Consider the following 18,686-nt stretch of genomic DNA (forward strand, 5'->3'; position numbering starts at 1 on the left):
AGCGCGTGATCGCAGCCGTCAGAGTGGTCTTGCCGTGGTCAACGTGGCCAATCGTGCCGATGTTGACGTGCGGTTTGTTACGTTCAAACTTTGCCTTTGCCATCATGGCCTCCTATCGGGGGACCAAAGCAGCCTGGCCCCCATGAATCATCCGCCGCGACTTATAAGCGCCAAGGATAAAAATCAAGGGTCGGCAGGCCTTTGCCTAGCCTTCTGCTGAGATAGGAACCCGGATGCCTCAGTGACGTTGCTTTGCGGGATTGAAACCGGGCCTCGTCTTGATGCCCGGCCAGCACGACCCGCAGGAGGAAAGTCGTATGAGCCTCGTTAAAACACTCGCCCGCGTGGCCGCAGGGGTGGTCCTTGCCAAGGGAATCGGCACTGTCATGCGCAATGCCCAAAACCGGCCCGCCGAAACGGGCAGCGCCTCGGCCGGGCGCAGCCGTCAGACCGGCGGCGGCATTCTGGGCGACCTGCTGGGCAACAACACCCCCAGCGGCACCGGCGCGCAAACCGGGCGCTCGGGTGGCGGTCTGGGCGACATTCTGGGTCAGGTTCTGGGCGGCGGCGCAGGCGCCGGTGGCGCTGGAACGGGTCGGCGCTATGGCGGGCCCAACTCAAGCGGCGCAAGCGGTGGCCTTGGCGGGTTGTTCGACCAGATTACGCGCGGTGCAAGCAACGGCCCCTCCGCAGGCAACCCCAGTTCGGCGGGTCCGGGACGCAGCACGCAAGGCGGACTTGGCGATATTCTGGGCGGCGCGATGACGGGCGGTCTGGGCGGTGTGCTGGGTGGCCTTTTGGGGGGCCGCGGTGCCCAATCCGGCCCGACCGACGGTCTGGCCCATAAGGATTCGCAGCCCCATAGTGATGCAACCTTCGGCGAGGTCTTTAACGAATCCATCTCGACGGGTGCCGAGCCAAGCGTGCCGCCGACCCCGGAACAAAACGCCGTCGCAGGCCTTTTGCTGAAGGCAATGATCCAGGCTGCCAAATCGGATGGCAAGATCGATGACGCTGAAAAGCAGCGCCTTTTGGCTGAGGTGGGCGAGCTGGACGATGCTGAGCGCAGCTTTATCCGCGATCAGATGGCGGCCCCGGTCGATCCTGCGGCTTTGGCCAGTGAAACCCCCGCGGGCCTTGGTCCGCAGGTCTATCTGATGTCGCTTATGGCCATCGATTTCGACAATGAGGCCGAGGCGCGCTATCTTCATGCGCTGGCGCAGGCACTGAAACTGGATCAGGCGCAGGTAAATGAGATCCACGAAAAGGTGGGCGTACAGAATCTGTACGCCTGACCCCAAGGCCAGCTTGGATCGGGTCTAGCCCTGATCAAAAAGGCCTAGCTGGCGCGGCTCTTCGTCCTCCCGAAGGGTCGCGCCCTCTAATGCGGACAAAGTGACACCCAACAGCCGCACCCCATGCGGATCGACAAAGACCGGGCCAAGCAGATCCTGCGCGATCAGCAGCATTTCCTGGGCATCATGCACGGTATGCGGGATTGAACGCGCGCGGGTGATCTGGCGAAAATCACCGTATTTGACCTTGAGCGTGACCGTGCGCCCCCGGATCTGGGTCTTTTCGCAATGTCGCCAAACCTTTTCGGCCAAGGGGCGCAATTCCTCGCGCGCCTCGGCCAGGTCGCGCAAATCGGTCAAGAAGGTCGTCTCGGCCCCAATCGATTTTCGAACCCGATCGGGGCGAACCTCGCGCAGATCGACACCACGGGCGATGTTCCAATAATAATTGCCGGATTTTCCGAAACGTGCGGTCAGAAACTCAAGCGATTGACGTCGCAGATCGGCCCCGGTGCGAATACCATGCTCTTCCATCCGGGCGGCGGTCGCAGGGCCGATGCCGTGGAATTTACCAATCGGCAGCCGTGCGACAAATTCCTCGCCTGCTTCGGGGGGAATGACGAAAAGCCCATCCGGTTTGCGCTGATCCGAGGCCATTTTCGCCAGAAACTTGTTATAGCTTACCCCCGCCGAAGCCGTCAGTCCCGTTTGCGCCAGGATACGCGAGCGGATCTCTTGCGCGATCCGGGTGGCGGTACGCCCGTTCAACCTGTCGGTCAGATCCAGATAGGCCTCGTCCAGCGACAAGGGCTCGATCAGATCCGTATATTCCGCGAAAATTGCCCGGATCTGCTGGCTGATGGCACGATAGATCTCGAAGCGGGGTTTGACAAAAATAATCTCGGGGCAGAGCCGCAACGCCCGGCTGGAGGGGATGGCCGAGCGCACGCCGAAACGGCGCGCCTCGTAGCTGGCAGCGGCCACCACCCCGCGCTGGATGCCCCCAACTGCAACTGGCTTTCCGCGCAACTCTGGGTTGTCTCGCTGCTCGACCGATGCGTAAAACGCATCCATATCGACATGGACGATCCGACGGATACGCGCGGGCGTATCATCGGAAGGCGCCACGCTCACGGCAGGATCTTGGCCCCGGCAGCGGTCAGCCCCTCGACCATGCGGTCAAAGCGCATATAGGCAATCGCCCGATCTTTGGATTGGGTGTAAAGCGTGCCCGCCTCGCGTCCGTCCGCCATTAGAATGGGAGTGCCCGGCGAAGCAGCACCCTCGATCCCGACATTGACCAAGCCTTTGCGCAATTCGGTCTTGTGGCGCATCCGCGCAGTGACCTCTTGGCCGACATAGCAGCCCTTGCGAAAATCGACCCCGTTCAGACGGTCAAAGCCCGCCTCAAGGATAAAGGTCTCGTTCGGGATCAGCTCGATCAGCGTCTCTGGAATGATATGGGCCACGCGGATCGCGTCGAAATCCGTGCCGTCATCGCCGGCCGCCGCACCATAAAGCCGCCAACCAAGGGCCGCATGGCGTGGATCGGCAATCGCCCCCTCGGGGGCCGGTCCCGTTCCACGTGTAACATTCAAGTCCATTATGGCTAGATCGACCTTAGAGCGCAGCTTGTACATCGACAGCCTGCGCAACAGATCATCCGCCAGTCGGGCATCGACATCCACAACCAAAGCCTCGCCCTGCGGCACGATCAGGAAATCCACCAGATACTTGCCCTGCGGCGTCAGCATCGCCGCCCAGATCGGCGCGCGCGATACATCATTGCTGACCAAACCCTGAAGAAACTCGATCCGGTCCGGTCCAGTGACCGAAATCATCCGTCGCATCATTGCCTCACTTCCCGAATTGCAGCCGGACCAGCGCCGCATAGGCACCGCCCTTGGCCATTAGCTGGTCGTGCGTCCCCTCCTCGACAACCCTGCCCGCCTCGATCACGACGATCTTATCTGCTTGGCGAATGGTCGACAGACGATGCGCAATCACCAGCGTCGTGCGCCCGACCGACAGCGTGTCCAATGCCTGCTGCACCAGCCGCTCCGAGGCCGCATCCAGCGCCGAAGTCGCCTCATCCAGCAGCAAGATCGGGGCATCGCGCAAAATCGCACGCGCAATCGCCACTCGCTGGCGCTGTCCCCCCGACAAGGCAGATCCGCGCGGCCCGGCTGCCGTATCCAGGCCCATGGGCAAAACATCGGCAAAATCGGCAACATGCGCCGCATCAACCGCGCGCCGCAACGCATCCTCTTGAGCAATCTGTCCCAGCAGGATGTTCTCGCGCAACGTCTCGTCAAACAGGGCCGCATCCTGGCTGACGGTCGAATATTGATCGCGCAGCACATTCAGATCGTAATCCGAAACCGGCAGCCCGCCCAACAAAACCTGCCCCGAAGCCGGGTCGATCATGCGGGTCAGCAGGTTGAACACGGTCGATTTGCCCGCACCCGACGGTCCGACCAAAGCGGTGGTCTGCCCTGCTTCCGCCGTAAAGCTCAGCCCGTTCAGCACCGGATGGCCATCATAGCTCAAATGAACATCGCGCAGCTCGATCCGGGTCGAGGGCGGTGCCTCGCTACGTCCCCCCGAGACGATCTTGGGACGCAGATCCAGCACATCATAGATCCGCTCCAGCGAAGCCGCCGCGGTCTGCCACGTGCCTGCCAGCCCACCCAGGCGACGCAAGGGCTGAAACGCCAGCGCGATCGCGGTGAAAAACGACATGAAATCACCGATCGAGCGCGTGCCCTCGGTCACCTCCGTGCCCCCCAGCGCCAAGACGCCGACAAAGCCGATCCCGGTCACAATATCGACCAGCGCGGGAATGATCGCACCAATCGCCGACATCTTGATCTGACCCTTGCGGATCGAATCGACGATGCTCGAGAAGCGCGCGGATTGATATGCCTCCATCCGGTTCAACTTGACCGCATGAATGCCGTGCAAAACCTCGTCGATACGGGTGGTTCGCTGGCTGGCGATCTGGCGGTTTTGCCGCATCTTGCGCCGGATATAGCGCTGGACCAGAATCATCGGCAGCACCAGAAGCGGCGCACCGATCAGCGCCGTGACCGTCCAGCCCGGATCAATCGTAATCGCCACCGCGAAAAGCGAGACCAGCGAAACAATGTCGCGCCCCATCCCTGAAATGAAGGTCGACCAGACCCCCTGCACGGCCTGGCTGTCACCCTGAATGCGCTCGATCAGCGCGCCCGGCGGATGCGCTTGGAAAAAGTCCCCGTCCAGCGTCATGATGTGATCCATCATATCCTTCTGGATCTGCGACGAGACCGACAGCGACACCGAGGTCATCAAGCTGCGGTTAATGACATAGGTCACGGCCCGGACCATGAACAGCGCGAAAATCGCGCCCCCGACCCACCAGATCGCCGAGGTCTGCCCGCCCACAAAAACCTTGTCGAACAAAGGCTTAAGAAGCCAGCTCAACAGGCCAAGCGTCGAACCTTCGACGATCAGAAACAGCAGCGCCAGCCCAATGCGCGCCCAATAGGGCCTAAGGTAATCTTGCCACATCCGGCCAAAAAGTCCGGCCCTGCGCTTAGCCCTGCCCTGCATCCTGATCCTTGCCGGTAAAGTCGTATCAAACCTCAGGGATACTTGTCGCAGCCTCAGGGGGCAAGCTGGCAGATCGCCCGCCCCACAGCAGCCCCCGCCTGCAATCGGTGCCTTGCGCGTTCTTCATCACCCAAATACCCAAAAAACTGGCCTGCAAACCATGCTGCCGCATCTGTGAACGATGGGCCTTGCAACCGGGTCAGATAGCCCTTGGGTGCGCAAGGATATGCGGGGCTGCCCTCTCGATCACGCTTTGCTTGTGTCGCGCGATCTATCAAGCCTGCCTGCCAGCCCGCATCAGACCAGCCCCGTCCCCATGGTCAAAGCCTTGATCTTGATACAGGGCGGCCCGCCGCAGCACCGCCAGTCATGCCGCAGCCCCACTCTCTCATACTGGCACCTGCCCGCCATAGACCTGCACTTTTTGATCCACCTAAGGCGCCAACTGTGGCTTGGTGATTGACCGCAAGCCGCCGCAGGGCTTACCGCTAGGGCATTCCAAATCAAGGCGTTGATGCAATGAGTTTCGCCCAAGGTCGTCCGGTTGTCGCCATTCCCGGTCCCTCTCCCCTGCCTGACCGTGTCAGCCGCGCCATGGCGCGACCTTCGCCCGATATCTATTCGGATGAACTTGCCCGCCTGAATCTGCATATGATGGGCCAGCTCAAGCGACTGGCGGGCACCCAAGCCCACCTTGCAGCCTATATCGGCAATGGTCACGCCGGATGGGAGGCCGCGATCGCCAACCTGTTCCAGCGCGCCGATCAGGTCCTGGTGCTGACTTCGGGCCAGTTCGGGCAGGGCTGGGCACAAGCCGCCCGCGCCATGGGCCTCGAGGTCGAGACGATGGATTTTGGCCCCCATGCCCCCTGCCCCACACGCCTCAGCGAACGTCTGGCACAGGATCTTGATCACCGGATCAAAGCGGTCATGGTCTGTCAGATCGACACGGCCAGCTCGGTGCGCGCAGATATCGCCGCGCTCAAATCCGCGATGGGCAGCCATCCCGCGCTTGTGGCGGTCGACGCCATTGCCTCGCTTGGCTGCGAGGTCATGCACATGGACGACTGGGGCGTGGATGTCCTGGTTTCCGCAAGCCAAAAGGGGCTGATGCTGCCTCCGGGCATGGCATTCGTCTGGTTTTCCGACCGTGCCAAGGCGCTGGGTCCGACTGACCTGACCACCCCCTATTGGAACTGGCACCCCCGCGCCGAGGCGACACAGCTTTGGCAATTCTGGGATGGCACACCCCCGGTCCAACATATCTATGGCGCGATCGAGGCCCTAGCTATGTTGCTGGACGACGAGGGGCTGGATGCCGCCTGGGCCCGCCACGAGGGGCTTGCCCAAGCCGTATGGGCCGCTTTCGAGGCTTGGTCACAAGGCTCTGGCATCGCGCTGACGGTGGCTGACCCGGACGCGCGCGCACGCTCGGTGACCGCAGCGACCGTGCCGGGGGCAGATCAGTTGCGCGCATGGTGTGCAGACAAGGCCGGGTTGGTTCTGGGTGTCGGCTTGGGGGCCGCAGATCCGGCCAATGCCTTACGACTGGCGCATATGGGCCATTGTTCGGCCCATCAAGTTCTGGGCAGCCTTGCCGTCATCGAGGCCGGGATGATTGCCCTCGCCATTCCCCATGGCCCGGGCGCGATCGAGGCCGCGGCACGCGTCATCGCCCTACGCGCCTGACGGGCGCATCATCCGCCAGCCGACAAGATCAGGGGTGGGCGCGATCTGATGCGCACCACCCCTGACCCCGCTTCAGGCGGCAGCATGAGGCAAAATCCAGATCCCCTGCTTGGGCAGCGTATTCACCGCAAGCGTGCAACCATAGGCCGCCGACAGGCTGTGGTTGGTCAAAACCTCGTCCGGACGACCTTGCACGACCACCTGCCCCGCGGCCAAAAGCGCAATGCTATCGGCAAACATCGCGGTCAGGTTCAAATCATGCATGACCGCCACAACGCCGCCGCCACGTTTGGCGTAATCGGCGGCCAATCGCATGACTGTCAATTGATGGGCAATGTCCAGACTGCTGACCGGCTCGTCCAGAAACAGCCAGCGTGGGCCATCATCGCCCACAGGCTGCCATACCTGCACCAGAACCCGCGCCAGCTGCACGCGCTGCTGCTCGCCACCAGAAAGCTGCTGGTAATAGCGCCCGGCAAAGCCCGCCAGATCGACCCGGTCCAGCGCCGCCAGGATCAGCGCATCCGCCGCCGCACCGCGCGCGTCATGGCCCAGCCGCACGACCTCGGCCACGGTAAAGGGAAAGGACAGAACCGTGGCCTGCGGCAGGACACCCCTGATTTGAGCCATTCTTTCGGGCGCGGTCGTGGCAATGGCATGGCCATTCAGCGAAATCTGGCCCTTGGGCCGCAACTCGCCGGTAAGCGCACGCAAAAGCGTCGTCTTGCCCGAGCCGTTGGGGCCGACGATTGCAGTGAACTGTCCGGCTTGGGCGCGAAAATCGATCCCGCGCAGGATCTCTTTGCGACCCAGAGACAGATGGATATCCTTGGCAATCAGGCTCATAGGTCAATCACCCCGCGATTACGCAGCAAGATCCACAAAAAGATCGGCCCGCCCAGAATGGCGGTGATGATGCCGATCGGCAGCTCGGCCGGGGCGATGATCGTGCGGCTGATCACATCTGCCAAAATCAGCATGGTTGCCCCCATCAACCCGGCATTGACCAGCAACCAGCGGTGATCTGGTCCCGTGGCCAGGCGCAAAAGATGCGGCACGACAATGCCGACAAAACCGATCCCGCCCGAGGCCGCAACCGCCGCCCCTGTGGCCGCTGAAACCGTCACAATCGCCAGGTTCTTGACCCGCTGAACGCGGATGCCGGTATGCGCGGCGGCGGCCTCGCCCAATGCCAGCGCATTCAGCCCGCGCGACAGCATTGGCGCAAATGCCAGCGCCCCGCAGATGACGGGGGCCGCTGCCATGACCTTAAGCCAATTCGAACCCGCCAATGAGCCAAGACCCCAGAATGTCAGGTCACGCAATTGACGGTCATCAGCCATATAGACCAGCACCCCCGAGATCGCCCCGGTCAACGCCCCCAGCACGATCCCGGCCAGCAGCATCGTAGCGATCGAGGTCCGCCCGCTGCGGGTCGCGATGCGATATAGCACCATCATACTGGCCCAACCGCCGACAAAGGCCGCGACCGGAACCAGATACCAGCCGAAAAATCCGGCAATGCTGACCGGCAATAATCCGGCCAAGACAATCGCCGAAATCGCCCCAAGCGAGGCCCCGGCACTGACGCCCACCAGCCCCGGATCAGCCAGGGGGTTGCGAAACAGCCCCTGCATCACCGCGCCCGACACGGCCAAAGCCGCGCCGACCAGCACGCCCATGATCAGGCGGGGCAGTCGGATATCCAAGATGATGATGCGATCTTGCGCGGCAATCTCGCGACCGGCCAGCAGATCACCCAAAAACCGCGTCACCGAGGTTCCCGATGCGCCCCAACCCAAGGAAAACAACCCCGCCCCGATCAAGATCACGATCAGGGCCAGACAAACCAGCCGGGCCCGATGGCTACGATCGCCATCCAGCCGCAGCGTTTCAGGACAGATCGCCACCATCACTCGGCCTTGTAAATCGCGTGATGCAATTCCCGCGCGGCCTCGGCGGTGCGCGGACCAAAGCCCAAAAGCAAAAGCCCGTCCATAAAGACCACCGCGCCATTTTGACCCGCCGGAGTGGTCTTGATCGCCGCCAGATCAAGCGCATTCTGGCTTGCCTGCGCATGGTCCGAGCTGCCATTGGCGGCCGCATCGGCATCCGCCGCCCCACGATCCATCATCAAGATGACATCGGGCTGCGCGGCGGTGACGGCTTCATCGGTGATTGGCTTATAGCCCGAAATCCCTTGCAAGGCATTGGTGCCCCCGGCAAGCGAGATGATTGCATCAGCTGCGGTGCCTTCTCCGCCCGCCATGATGCGGCCGCCCTGCAAGGACAGGATGAACATCACCTTTTTCGGGGCCTCAACCTTTGCGCCCAGATCTGCGATGTCAGACAGATCCGTGCGTACCTTGCCCGCAAGCGCCGCCCCTTTATCGGGAACGCCAAGTGCATCGGCGACCAGCGTGATCTTGGTGACAATGCCCTCGGCCGAGTAGGTATCAGGCACTTCGACAAAGGGGATATTTGCCCCCTTGAGAACCGAAAGCGCCTCGGGCGGGCCTGCGCCTTGATCGGCAATGATCAGATCGGGACCGACCGACAGCACCCCTTCAGGCGACAAGGCACGGACATAGCCGACATCGGGCAAGGCCAAGGCCGCCGCTGGATAGCTCGAGGTCGTGTCACGCCCCACCAGCCGGCCTTCCTCGCCCAAAGCATAGACGATTTCGGTCAATGTGCCGCCAATCGACAGCACTTTCTTCGCTTCGGGATAGCTTTCGGCCATCGCCGATGCGGCGGGCGCGGCCAAGATCATGGCCGCGAGCGCCGCGCGGATCATTCCGCAGCCTCTGCCAATTGCGGCAGATTGCGGGCCAGATTGGCCCATGCCGCTGCATCCCCGCCCTTTTCCTCGCGCATGCCAAAGCATTGGAAGATCAAGGCACCGGCTTCGTCAAAAGCCTCGACGGAAATGGCCGGGCCGCGCTTGGTGGGCTTTTCGACCAGCCAAACCTCGGCCACGTGATCGCCGCGCAGATGCAGGTTGAACCGCGGATCCATGACGTTGATCCAAGGCCCCATCGGCTTCACCGACAAAATCGGGCCCGAGTGGATCTCGATACAGCCCATGTTGCCCACAAAGAACATCACCTGCGTCCCCGAGGCCAGCACCTGATCGAAAAGCTGGGGCACGGCCTCGATCGCCAGCGGGCGCGCCAAAGGCGTGCCAGCGATCCGATAGGCGCCCAGTCGATTCATCTTCAGGCTGCGCATCAGCCCGTTGAACTGATGGGTATCGGTCATTGCCTGCCATTCACGGCGCAGCTCATCGACCTTATCCAGCGCAGCCTTGGGTGCATCGACTGCAGCGCGCGGGGTAAAAGTGATCTCATCGGATTGGTCTTGCAGCGCCAGATCGCGCTTCAGCGCTTCCCAAGCATCCAGATCCGAATTTTCGCGCAAGTGGATTTTGTGAACCGCATCACCTGCCGCATCGAAAACCTGGACCGAGCGGCGCGTGCCCTTTTCGGTTTGGGTTTCGACGGCCATGGCGTGGACAAACTGGCGCGGAAAAAACCGCAGATCAATCTCGGGATCCAGCGTCATTGCCGCATGATCACCGTCGTGAAAGTTGTTGTAGGTGCCGATCTTTTCTATGACGCACGAGCGGTTACGGGTCAAAGCCATGACCTCGCCCAGGGAATGAATTGCCGGAATCAGGCGTCCCGGCGCGGCTTCGATGCGCGTGGTGCCATGCCCCACCTCGGCCGCGACCAACGCGGCTTCGGGCACATCCAGCTTGGCAGCAAGATCAAAAGGACGGCCGGTATCTTCAGATTTCAGCTTGCGCAGTTCGACCGCAGTATATTGCGTCATCGTCTTCCCTCATGTGGCTAGTCGCAGAGCACTGGCGGGGATTTGCATCGTGGCTGTGTGCTTGACAATTTTACTCAGAATTCCTATCGGACGCAAGACAGCCAGCACACCTGCCAGCCGAACACCTCTTCGCTGAGTAGGGACAATGATTTCAAAGACAATCCGCGCGGCCCTGCTGGCCAGCGCCTCTGGGCTGATTGCCATGCCCGTTCTGGCACAAGAGCCCGCCGCCGTTTCTGCCGATGATAAAGCGGTATTCGTGCTGGATCCGGTCGTGATCCGGGCAGGAAAACCCAAGGTTGCCTCGGATGTGCCGCAATCGGTTTCCGTGGTTGGGAGCGAACAGATCGACGAGATCGACCCGATCCATATCGGCGAGATTCTGGCCACGGTTCCCGGGGTTGCGGGCGTCGGCTCGGGCAGCTTTTTTGGCCAGGGCTTCAACATCCGCGGCTTTGGCGCTTCGTCCTTGGCCGCATCTGAGGCCGGGATCGTTCAGCTGATCGACGGCGAAAAGAAGTACTACGAATCATATCGTCAGGGCTCTCTCTTCGTCGAGCCAGACTTCCTGCGCCAGGTCGAGGTTCTGCGTGGCCCCGGCTCATCGACGCTTTACGGCTCGGGTGCGCTAGGTGGCGTGATCGCGATGGAGACGATCGAGGCAGGGGATCTGATCGCCGAAGGCGCCACCTCGGGCGGGCGGGCCAAGCTGGGTTATGCCTCTAACCCCAACACGCAATTTGGCTCGATCGCATATGGCTGGCGCCCGACCGAAGATTTCGAGGCCTTGGCCGCCTTCGCCTATCGCAAGCTGGGCGACACCAAAGACGCCGATGGCAATGTCACGGTGCGCTCGAATTCTGATACGCCGAACCTGTTGCTGAAGGCAAAAAAGACCCTGGGCGATCACTATGTTGCCTTTTCTTATCAGCACCTTGAGGCCAAAGGCGACAATCAGGACTTCAACCAGCTGGAAGGGGCGCAAGTTGGCGTTTTCTATCCTGGTTTTCCGGGTTGGGGCGTGGGCGACATCACCACGCGCGATCAGACCGCCCGTCTGGTCTGGGGATGGAATCCCGCCGATAACCGCTACATCGATATGACCGCCACGCTGTCTTATTCGAATACGGTCAAGGATATTCGCCAAGGTGACGACCCGTCCGAGCCGATCATGGCGTCGCTGCTGGGCCGTCGCGATTATGCTTTGTGGAAGTTGAGGCTGAACAACGTCGCCGATCTGTCGGGCGAGACCTACGAGCATTTCCTGACCACCGGGGTCGAGCTGTCCAAGCAAGACCGCAGCTCAAGCGTGACCTCGGCCTCGCATCCCGAGGCGATGACCCGGACCTGGTCGGCCTATGCATTGTCGCAGGTGACCTGGGGCGATCTCAGCGTGAACTCTGGTCTGCGCTACGAGCGTCAACGCACCGAGCCCAAAGGCACCGTCAGCTTTGACGCAGATCGCCACAGCTTCAAGGCCGTCGAGCCGCAAATCGCCGCGATCTATCGCCTGAACGATCAATGGGCGGTCTTTGGTTCGCTTGCTTTCGTTAACCGCATGCCCAATGTCGACGAACTTTATGACGGGTCGATGGGCATGGCCCCCAACCCCAATCTGAAGGACGAAAAGGGCAAGAACGTCGAGATTGGCACCTCGTATCGTGGTGAATCGCTGATCCGCGACGGCGACGAGGCGGTGATGAAACTGACCCTGTTCCGCAACCATATCGACGACATGATCGTGCGCGAAGGCGGCGGTGGGCCTAGCTCTTACTATACCAACATCGATCGCGCCTATCTGCGCGGTGGCGAGCTAGAGGCAAGCTATCTGACCGGCGCATGGGAGCTGGGGGCCGCTTTTTCGGTCGTGAACGGTGTGGATCAAGATGGGGCCGATCTGGACAGCCTGCCCAATAACCGCGTGACCCTGTCGGTCAATTGGCGTGCCAATGATGACTGGAAACTGGGCCTGCGCTCGACCTTGGCTGACGGGCGCGACAAGCCGTCGGGTGCGCATCGCGGAGGCTATGGCGTGCATGACGTCTTTGCCACCTGGACCCCGCAGGATGGCGCGGCAAAAGGGATCGAGGTTCACATGGGCGTCGATAACCTGACCGACCGCGACTATACCCCCGCCACTTGGGTCAGCGGTCCGGCACCAGGGCGCAACTTCAAACTTGCGGTCTCGCGCGCGTTCTAAATCTTGGGATCAGGCGTCACGCCTGGCGCTGGCCAACGACATTGGCCCTTATCATTCGGTGAAAGGCCGCCCTCGCAAGGGGCGGCCTTTGGCATGTCGCTGGCATTTATTGCACCGCATTCTCGCCCCCTCTTGGGGGCCGTTACACGGCTTGCGTGAGCTGTTTTGCACGGACAGAATGGCCGAAAATGGTGGGGCAAGTCGCGCTGGAATGGCCTGAATAGTATACAGAAACACTCTGGCCTAATAGTTGACAATTTTACAAAGATAGACGTAAAAAGCCACATATTGCCGCCGAGCCGCGAATCCAGCGTCGCTTTGCCTGCCACTGCGGTGCTGTGTGAACCTGCCGGGAGCCAAGTCCCGGATCTGCCAAGAGGAATAAGAAAGCCTATGCCCGATCAGCCAAAGTCGCTTGCACGGTCCAAGGCTCAGGCCTCAGCAATCGCCGGCCTGTCATTTGCTTGCATGCTGCTGGCCAGCCCGTTGATGGCACAAGAAGCCGCGCCTGCAGCGACAGCCCCCAGTGCCAGCGCCCCCGCTGTCGGCGCGCCCGTCATCACTGCCCCCGCCATCACTGAACCCTCCATCAGCGCGCCTGCAACCGATGCACCGGCAACGCCCGCGCAACCTGCTCAAACCGATCAGGCGGGAACCGGAGCCGCTGTTGCCCCCTCTGGCACGACATCAAGCACGACGCCCGAAGCGCCCCGCGCCGATGCCGCAACGACGCAAAATGATGCCGCCCCGCAATCTGGCGCACAAGCGCCTGCGGCCCAGCCCATCCCGGCCGCGACGGGCGCCACAAGCACTGACCCGAACGGGGCTCCAAGCGCGACCGGTGCCGATGGGGCCACTCCTTCTGCGGCCCCGCAACCCGCGACACCCGATTCTGCCGCCAATCCGGCCGCGGCGGGGGTCGCAGCCGATGGTGCCGCCGTGGCCCCGGCCACCACAACTGAAGCTGTGACAGAACCCCAAGAGGTTCCCTTTGCCCCGAATGCAGACTCGCTTCTGCCGGATGCGGTGCAGCGCGTCTTGGCCCCTGTCCTAAGCCAGACACCGCGCGACCCGAACCTGCCGCATGACCTGTCCCCCATCGGCATGTTCATGGCCGCCGATATCGTGGTCAAAGCCGTGATGATCGGTCTGGCCTTTGCCTCGGTCGCGACCTGGACTGTGCTGGTGGTAAAGCTTCTTGAGCTGGGCCGCGCCTCAAGTAACGCTCTGCGCGCGCGTCGGCGCATCGATGCGGCCTCTTCGCTGTCCGAAGCCGTCACGGCCACCGGCAAGCGCAATGATCCGGCCTCGCGGATGGTTCGCGCCGCAATGGAGGAATATCAGCGTTCCGCCCCCGCGCTGGACCGTGCAGGCGACGAAGGCACCAAGGACCGCGTCGGCTCGATCCTGTCACAAATCGAGGCAAATGCCAGCCGCCGCATCGCCCGTGGAACCGGCGTGCTTGCCACCATCGGCTCGACCGCGCCCTTTGTCGGCCTGTTCGGCACGGTTTGGGGCATTATGAACAGCTTCATCTCGATTTCGGAATCACAGACCACCAACCTTGCCATTGTCGCCCCCGGTATCGCCGAGGCCCTGCTGGCCACCGCGATCGGTCTGGTTGCCGCAATTCCAGCGGTGGTGATCTACAACGTCTTTGCCCGCGCGATCACCGGCTATCGCCTGCGTCTTGCCAATGCTTCGGCAGGGGTGCAGCGTCTGGTCAGCCGAGATCTCGATTTCCGCACGGAGAACTGACATGGCAGGCGGCATCCGCGAAGGACATGGCCACGGCGGCGGCGATGATCTGGTCGAAAACCACGAAATCAACGTGACGCCCTTTATCGATGTCATGCTTGTGTTGCTGATCATCTTTATGGTCGCAGCGCCTTTGGCCACGGTGGATGTCAATATCGACCTGCCGATTTCGAACGCAACCCCGGCGCAACGCCCCGACAAGCCGCTTTATGTGACGGTCCAGCCCGATCTGACGGTCAATCTGGGCAACGATCCGGTGCCGCGCGAGGGCTTGCAGCAGGCGTTGGACATCGCGACTGGCGGGGCGCGCGATCAGCGCATCTTTTTGCGCGCGGACAAGGTCGTGCCTTACGGTGATCTGATGGAAGTGATGAACGAGCTGCGCCAGGCAGGCTATCTGAAGATCGCATTGGTCGGGTTGGAAACCGCAGCCACGGGCGCAATCGCGCCGGCAACGGATGCGGCGACACCGGGGGCTGTGGCAGGACAGGCAAGTCAAGGGGTGGCACCATGAGCGCATCAGCGGGATGGTTGCGCGACAGCGCGGCTTGGGGGACTGCGGGCGCAGTCGTTCTGGCCGCTCATGTCGCCGGGGCGGTATGGCTGATGAACCGCGCTGAGGCCGCGCAGGTCGCGGGCCTGCCCGAAGCGGTTTACGTCGATCTTGCGCCGATGCCGATGGCTGCGGCCCCTTTGGCCCAGCTTGAACAGGTGGACCAAAAGGAATCGCTTAACGACGATCCAGAGCCCGAGCCCGAGGAAGAGCCCGAAGAAGCCGAGATCTCGGATTTCACGCCGCCGCCCCTGCCCGATCTTGAGCCGCTACCGGATATGTCGACCCTGATCGCGGCGCAGGATGCTGTCGTGCTGGAACGCTCGGAACTGCCGCCCAAGCGCCCCGAGCGCGAAGAGCCGCAGCGCGAGGAGCCGATCAAAAAAATCGTCGAAAAGAAGATCGACAAGAAAAAAGACGAGCCGAAAAAGCGCGAGAACAAGGCCCAGCCCTCGACGGAAAGCCGCCGCACGACTCAGGTGCAGGCCCCTCAGGCCGAGCGTACCGCCGCCCCGAATGTCGCCAGAGGCACGACCAGCAATCCGCGTCAGATCGCGACTTGGGAAAGCAAGATCAACAGCGCGGTCGCACGCCACATGCGCCGCACCCGTGTTGGCAATGCGCGGGGCAATGTGACGGCCACCTTGGTCTTTACCTTGACGCCGGGCGGTCAGGCCTCGGGCATGCGCATTGCCAGCTCGACCGGCAATCCGACCATTGATGCCGCGATCAGCCGTCAGGCCGCGCGCATGCCCAATCTGCCGCCCCACCCGTCAGGCACCTCTCGCCCGCTTAGCATTCCGGTGCGCATCAGCTTGCAATAAATGCCAAGCCGGGCTGGTGATCCTGGCCACGGACGGCATCAGAAAAGGGGCCTGCGCTATTTCCAGCCGCAGGCCCTTTCTTTTGTGTAGCTAAAGCGCAGGGCGCGGCTTGCTTGTGGGTTCGGGCAAAGCAGCGACGCCAAGTGCCGGGGCAAGCTGGCGAATGATGCGGGCAAGCGCCGTGGCATCTGCCTCGGCCGGGCCACCTTTGCGCCGCACAACGGCCAGATTGCGCGACGGCACGGGCGCGGAAAACGGCACGATCCGAAGCCGCCCATCCCGATTTTCATCGGCCAAAGCCAAGGTCGGGATCAGCGTGGTGCCCATGCCTGCCGCGACCATCCGCATCAATGTCGCCATCGAGGTCGCCTCAAGATTGACCTTGCGACGCGCTTCGCGGCGACCGCAAATCTCTAGCGCCTGATCGCGCAGACAATGCCCATCCGCCAGCAGAAGCAGCCGATCCACCTCGATCATCTCGGGTTGCGCGGGGCCGACCAGATAGGTGGTGTCATCTTCGGCCAAAGCGATCAGGAAATCATCGCGCAAGACCGGCTCGACGCTAAGGCCCTGACCCGCAATGGGCAAAGCCACGATACCGACATCCAGACGCTGCATGGCGATTTCCTCGAGCAACTCATCGGTCGTGGTTTCGTGCAGCTCAAGCAAAACTTCGGGATAATCCTGGCGCAGGCGTGGGATCAGTTGCGGAATCAGATAGGGCGCGACCGTCGGAATGATTCCCAGCCGCAACGGCCCCGAAAGCGGGCGGCGTGGCGACAGAGCCGCCGCCTGAAACCGTTCGGCCGATTCGATCAGATTGCGCGCATGGGGCAGCAATTCGCTGCCCAACTTGGTCAGCACTACCCCCCCGGCCCCGGGCGCGCGCACGAATAGCTCGGCGCCAAGACGATCCTCGAGCTGGGCGATCTGGCTGGACAGTCCCGGTTGCGAAACATTGACGCTCTCGGCGGCCAGTCGGAAGTTTCCAAACCGGGCAACCGCAAGAAAGTAAGTAATCTGGCGCAGTGTAAAATTCATAACCTTTACTTATCACCAACATTGCAAATAACAACTTTTAATTCAGTTCGCGCCACTGCAATCTAGCGTCACAGCCTCCAGGAATGTCCCAGAAGGAAACCACGTGACCGACCGTAAAACTCTGACGACCAGCGCGGGCGCCCCTTGGCCCAACAATCAAGACAGCATCACCGCAGGCCCCCGTGGCCCGGTCCTGCTGCAAGATTACCAACTGCTGGAAAAGCTGGCCCACCAGAACCGTGAGCGCATTCCCGAGCGCACGGTTCATGCCAAAGGCTGGGGCGCGCATGGCGTTCTGACCATCACGGGCGATTTGTCGAAATATACCAAGGCGGCGGCGCTACAGCCGGGCGCACAGACCCCGATGCTGGCCCGCTTCTCGACCGTGGCCGGCGAGATGGGCGCGGCAGACCACGAGCGCGACGTGCGCGGTTTTGCCCTGAAATTCTACACCTCCGAGGGCAATTGGGATCTTGTTGGCAATAACACCCCGGTGTTTTTTGTCCGCGATCCGCTGAAATTCCCGGATTTCATCCACACCCAAAAGCGCCACCCGCGCACCCATATGCGTTCGACCACGGCAATGTGGGATTTCTGGTCGCTGTCGCCGGAATCGCTGCATCAGGTCACGATCCTGATGTCCGACCGCGGTTTGCCGATCGATCCGATGCATATGAATGGCTATGGCAGCCATACCTATAGCTTCTGGAACGATGCCGGAGAGCGTTACTGGGTCAAGTTCCACTTCAAGACCCAGCAGGGCCATGCCCATTACACCAATGCCGAAGGCGATCAGATCATCGCCCGCACCCGCGAGGGCTATCAAGAGGCATTGTTCGGCGCCATCGAAGAGGGTCGCTTCCCGCGCTGGACGGTTCAGGTTCAGATCATGCCCGAAATGGACGCTGAAAAGACGCCCTATAACCCCTTCGATCTGACCAAGGTTTGGCCTCATGCCGATTACCCGCCGATCGAGATCGGCCATTTCGAGCTGAACCGGAACCCCGACAACTATTTCGCCGAGATCGAAACTGCGGCCTTCTCGCCCTCAAACATCGTGCCGGGCATCTCTTATTCGCCCGATCGCATGTTGCAGGCGCGGCTGTTCAGCTATGCCGATGCCCATCGCCACCGCCTTGGCACGCATTACGAACAGATCCCGGTGAACCAGCCGAAATGCCCGGTCCATCACTACCACCGCGACGGCCAGATGAACGTCATGGGCGGTCTGCAATCGGGACATCCGGACGCCTATTACGAGCCGAACTCGTTCAACGGTCCGCTTGCCGATCGCAGCGCACAAGAGCCGCCGCTGCGCATCTCGGGCGATGCGACGCGCTATGACCACCGTGACGGCCATGACGATTACAGCCAGGTGCGCGAACTGTTTGTCCGTGTCCTGGAGGATGACGAAAAAGAGCGCATGTTCGGCAATATTGCTGGCATGTGGGAGACCGTCCCCGAGGTGATCTGCGAGCGGGCCATCTCGGAATTCACCAAGGTTCATCCCGAATATGGCGCGGGCGTGCGCCGCGCTTGGGACAAGATCAAGGCCGAGGGTCGCTACAAACCCACGATCACCGTTCCCGATCCGAACCCCCAGATCCTGTGATCAAACGCGGGCGACACCATCGCCCGCCCCTTAAAAAAAACGCGCCCGGACTTTTTCCGGGCGCGTCTTTTTATGGGGATCTTGGATCGCTTTTCCGCCCAGCATACAGCCGTCGCGGGATAGGCCGCCCTGCCAAGACCAAGCGATGCCGTCATCTTTGCTGGCCTTGGCCAGACCATGACGCGGAAAAGCCCGTCTCGCACCAGTCACACGATTTTCCGGGCGCGATCAGCTTGTATCAGGCCAAATGGCCACCGACGGTTCTGGACCGTCGGCCGCCGCATCG

General features: G+C 61.9%; 16 protein-coding genes. 7 read left to right on the forward strand and 9 right to left on the reverse strand.

What is annotated here, in order from left to right; all coding sequences use genetic code 11:
- Nucleotides 1–103 (reverse strand): GTP-binding protein (locus tag RTS12_RS05825; RefSeq protein WP_312526472.1); only part of this gene is annotated, 103 nt, incomplete at its 3' end.
- A gap of 214 nt (nucleotides 104–317) precedes the next feature.
- Between RTS12_RS05825 and RTS12_RS05830 the strand changes: the two genes are divergently transcribed.
- Nucleotides 318–1,295 (forward strand): tellurite resistance TerB family protein, encoded by a 978-nt coding sequence (locus RTS12_RS05830; protein ID WP_312526390.1) that lies wholly within the window; start codon nucleotides 318–320, stop codon nucleotides 1,293–1,295.
- A 24-nt stretch (nucleotides 1,296–1,319) separates the two neighbouring features.
- Here RTS12_RS05830 and dinB read toward each other — a convergent pair whose 3' ends face one another.
- From dinB to RTS12_RS05845, 3 genes are read right to left on the reverse strand one after another with little or no spacing between them, the layout of a single operon-like run.
- Complete coding sequence (dinB, locus tag RTS12_RS05835) at nucleotides 1,320–2,429, reverse strand: DNA polymerase IV (protein WP_312526392.1); 1,110 nt, start codon at nucleotides 2,427–2,429, stop codon at nucleotides 1,320–1,322.
- Complete coding sequence (locus tag RTS12_RS05840; RefSeq protein WP_312526394.1) at nucleotides 2,426–3,145, reverse strand: folate-binding protein; 720 nt, start codon at nucleotides 3,143–3,145, stop codon at nucleotides 2,426–2,428. The genes dinB and RTS12_RS05840 overlap by 4 nt, the downstream gene beginning before the upstream one ends.
- A 7-nt stretch (nucleotides 3,146–3,152) precedes the next feature.
- Nucleotides 3,153–4,889, reverse strand: coding sequence for an ABC transporter transmembrane domain-containing protein (locus tag RTS12_RS05845; protein ID WP_312526396.1), 1,737 nt, complete (start codon nucleotides 4,887–4,889; stop codon nucleotides 3,153–3,155).
- A gap of 519 nt (nucleotides 4,890–5,408) precedes the next feature.
- Here RTS12_RS05845 and RTS12_RS05850 point away from each other — a divergent pair.
- Nucleotides 5,409–6,578: an aminotransferase class V-fold PLP-dependent enzyme gene (locus RTS12_RS05850; RefSeq protein ID WP_312526398.1), complete on the forward strand. Its 1,170-nt coding sequence runs from the start codon at nucleotides 5,409–5,411 to the stop codon at nucleotides 6,576–6,578.
- 72 nt (nucleotides 6,579–6,650) lie between these two features.
- Here RTS12_RS05850 and RTS12_RS05855 read toward each other — a convergent pair whose 3' ends face one another.
- From RTS12_RS05855 to RTS12_RS05870, 4 genes are read right to left on the reverse strand one after another with little or no spacing between them, the layout of a single operon-like run.
- A complete protein-coding gene (locus RTS12_RS05855) occupies nucleotides 6,651–7,424 on the reverse strand; it encodes a heme ABC transporter ATP-binding protein (protein WP_312526400.1) in 774 nt (257 codons plus the stop codon).
- Nucleotides 7,421–8,491 carry an iron ABC transporter permease gene (locus RTS12_RS05860; RefSeq protein WP_312526402.1) on the reverse strand — a complete coding sequence of 357 codons (1,071 nt, stop codon included), beginning with the start codon at nucleotides 8,489–8,491 and terminating at the stop codon, nucleotides 7,421–7,423. The genes RTS12_RS05855 and RTS12_RS05860 overlap by 4 nt, the downstream gene beginning before the upstream one ends.
- Entirely contained in the window at nucleotides 8,491–9,375 is an 885-nt protein-coding gene (locus tag RTS12_RS05865; protein WP_312526404.1) for an ABC transporter substrate-binding protein, read from the reverse strand. Before RTS12_RS05865 ends, RTS12_RS05860 begins: the two co-directional genes overlap by 1 nt.
- Nucleotides 9,372–10,412 (reverse strand): ChuX/HutX family heme-like substrate-binding protein, encoded by a 1,041-nt coding sequence (locus RTS12_RS05870; RefSeq protein ID WP_312526406.1) that lies wholly within the window; start codon nucleotides 10,410–10,412, stop codon nucleotides 9,372–9,374. The genes RTS12_RS05865 and RTS12_RS05870 overlap by 4 nt, the downstream gene beginning before the upstream one ends.
- A gap of 145 nt (nucleotides 10,413–10,557) precedes the next feature.
- Here RTS12_RS05870 and RTS12_RS05875 point away from each other — a divergent pair, with 145 nt between their 5' ends.
- The 4 genes from RTS12_RS05875 to RTS12_RS05890 all read left to right on the forward strand — a co-directional run bounded on the left by RTS12_RS05875 (nucleotide 10,558) and on the right by RTS12_RS05890 (nucleotide 15,747).
- Entirely contained in the window at nucleotides 10,558–12,612 is a 2,055-nt protein-coding gene (locus tag RTS12_RS05875) for a TonB-dependent receptor domain-containing protein (RefSeq protein WP_312526408.1), read from the forward strand.
- A 393-nt stretch (nucleotides 12,613–13,005) separates the two neighbouring features.
- Nucleotides 13,006–14,370: a tonB-system energizer ExbB gene (exbB, locus tag RTS12_RS05880; RefSeq protein ID WP_312526410.1), complete on the forward strand. Its 1,365-nt coding sequence runs from the start codon at nucleotides 13,006–13,008 to the stop codon at nucleotides 14,368–14,370.
- 1 nt (nucleotide 14,371) lies between these two features.
- Nucleotides 14,372–14,884, forward strand: a complete 513-nt coding sequence (gene exbD, locus RTS12_RS05885; RefSeq protein ID WP_312526412.1) for a TonB system transport protein ExbD — start codon at nucleotides 14,372–14,374, stop codon at nucleotides 14,882–14,884.
- Nucleotides 14,881–15,747, forward strand: a complete 867-nt coding sequence (locus RTS12_RS05890; RefSeq protein ID WP_312526413.1) for a TonB C-terminal domain-containing protein — start codon at nucleotides 14,881–14,883, stop codon at nucleotides 15,745–15,747. The genes exbD and RTS12_RS05890 overlap by 4 nt, the downstream gene beginning before the upstream one ends.
- A 90-nt stretch (nucleotides 15,748–15,837) precedes the next feature.
- On the opposite strand, the gene RTS12_RS05895 is transcribed toward RTS12_RS05890, so the two are convergent.
- Complete coding sequence (locus RTS12_RS05895; RefSeq protein ID WP_312526415.1) at nucleotides 15,838–16,788, reverse strand: hydrogen peroxide-inducible genes activator; 951 nt, start codon at nucleotides 16,786–16,788, stop codon at nucleotides 15,838–15,840.
- A 103-nt stretch (nucleotides 16,789–16,891) separates the two neighbouring features.
- Between RTS12_RS05895 and RTS12_RS05900 the strand changes: the two genes are divergently transcribed.
- Entirely contained in the window at nucleotides 16,892–18,400 is a 1,509-nt protein-coding gene (locus tag RTS12_RS05900) for a catalase (protein WP_312526417.1), read from the forward strand.
- Nucleotides 18,401–18,686 lie beyond the last annotated feature (286 nt).

Source organism: Paracoccus sp. (in: a-proteobacteria), from assembly GCF_032007265.1.
GTDB lineage: Bacteria > Pseudomonadota > Alphaproteobacteria > Rhodobacterales > Rhodobacteraceae > Paracoccus.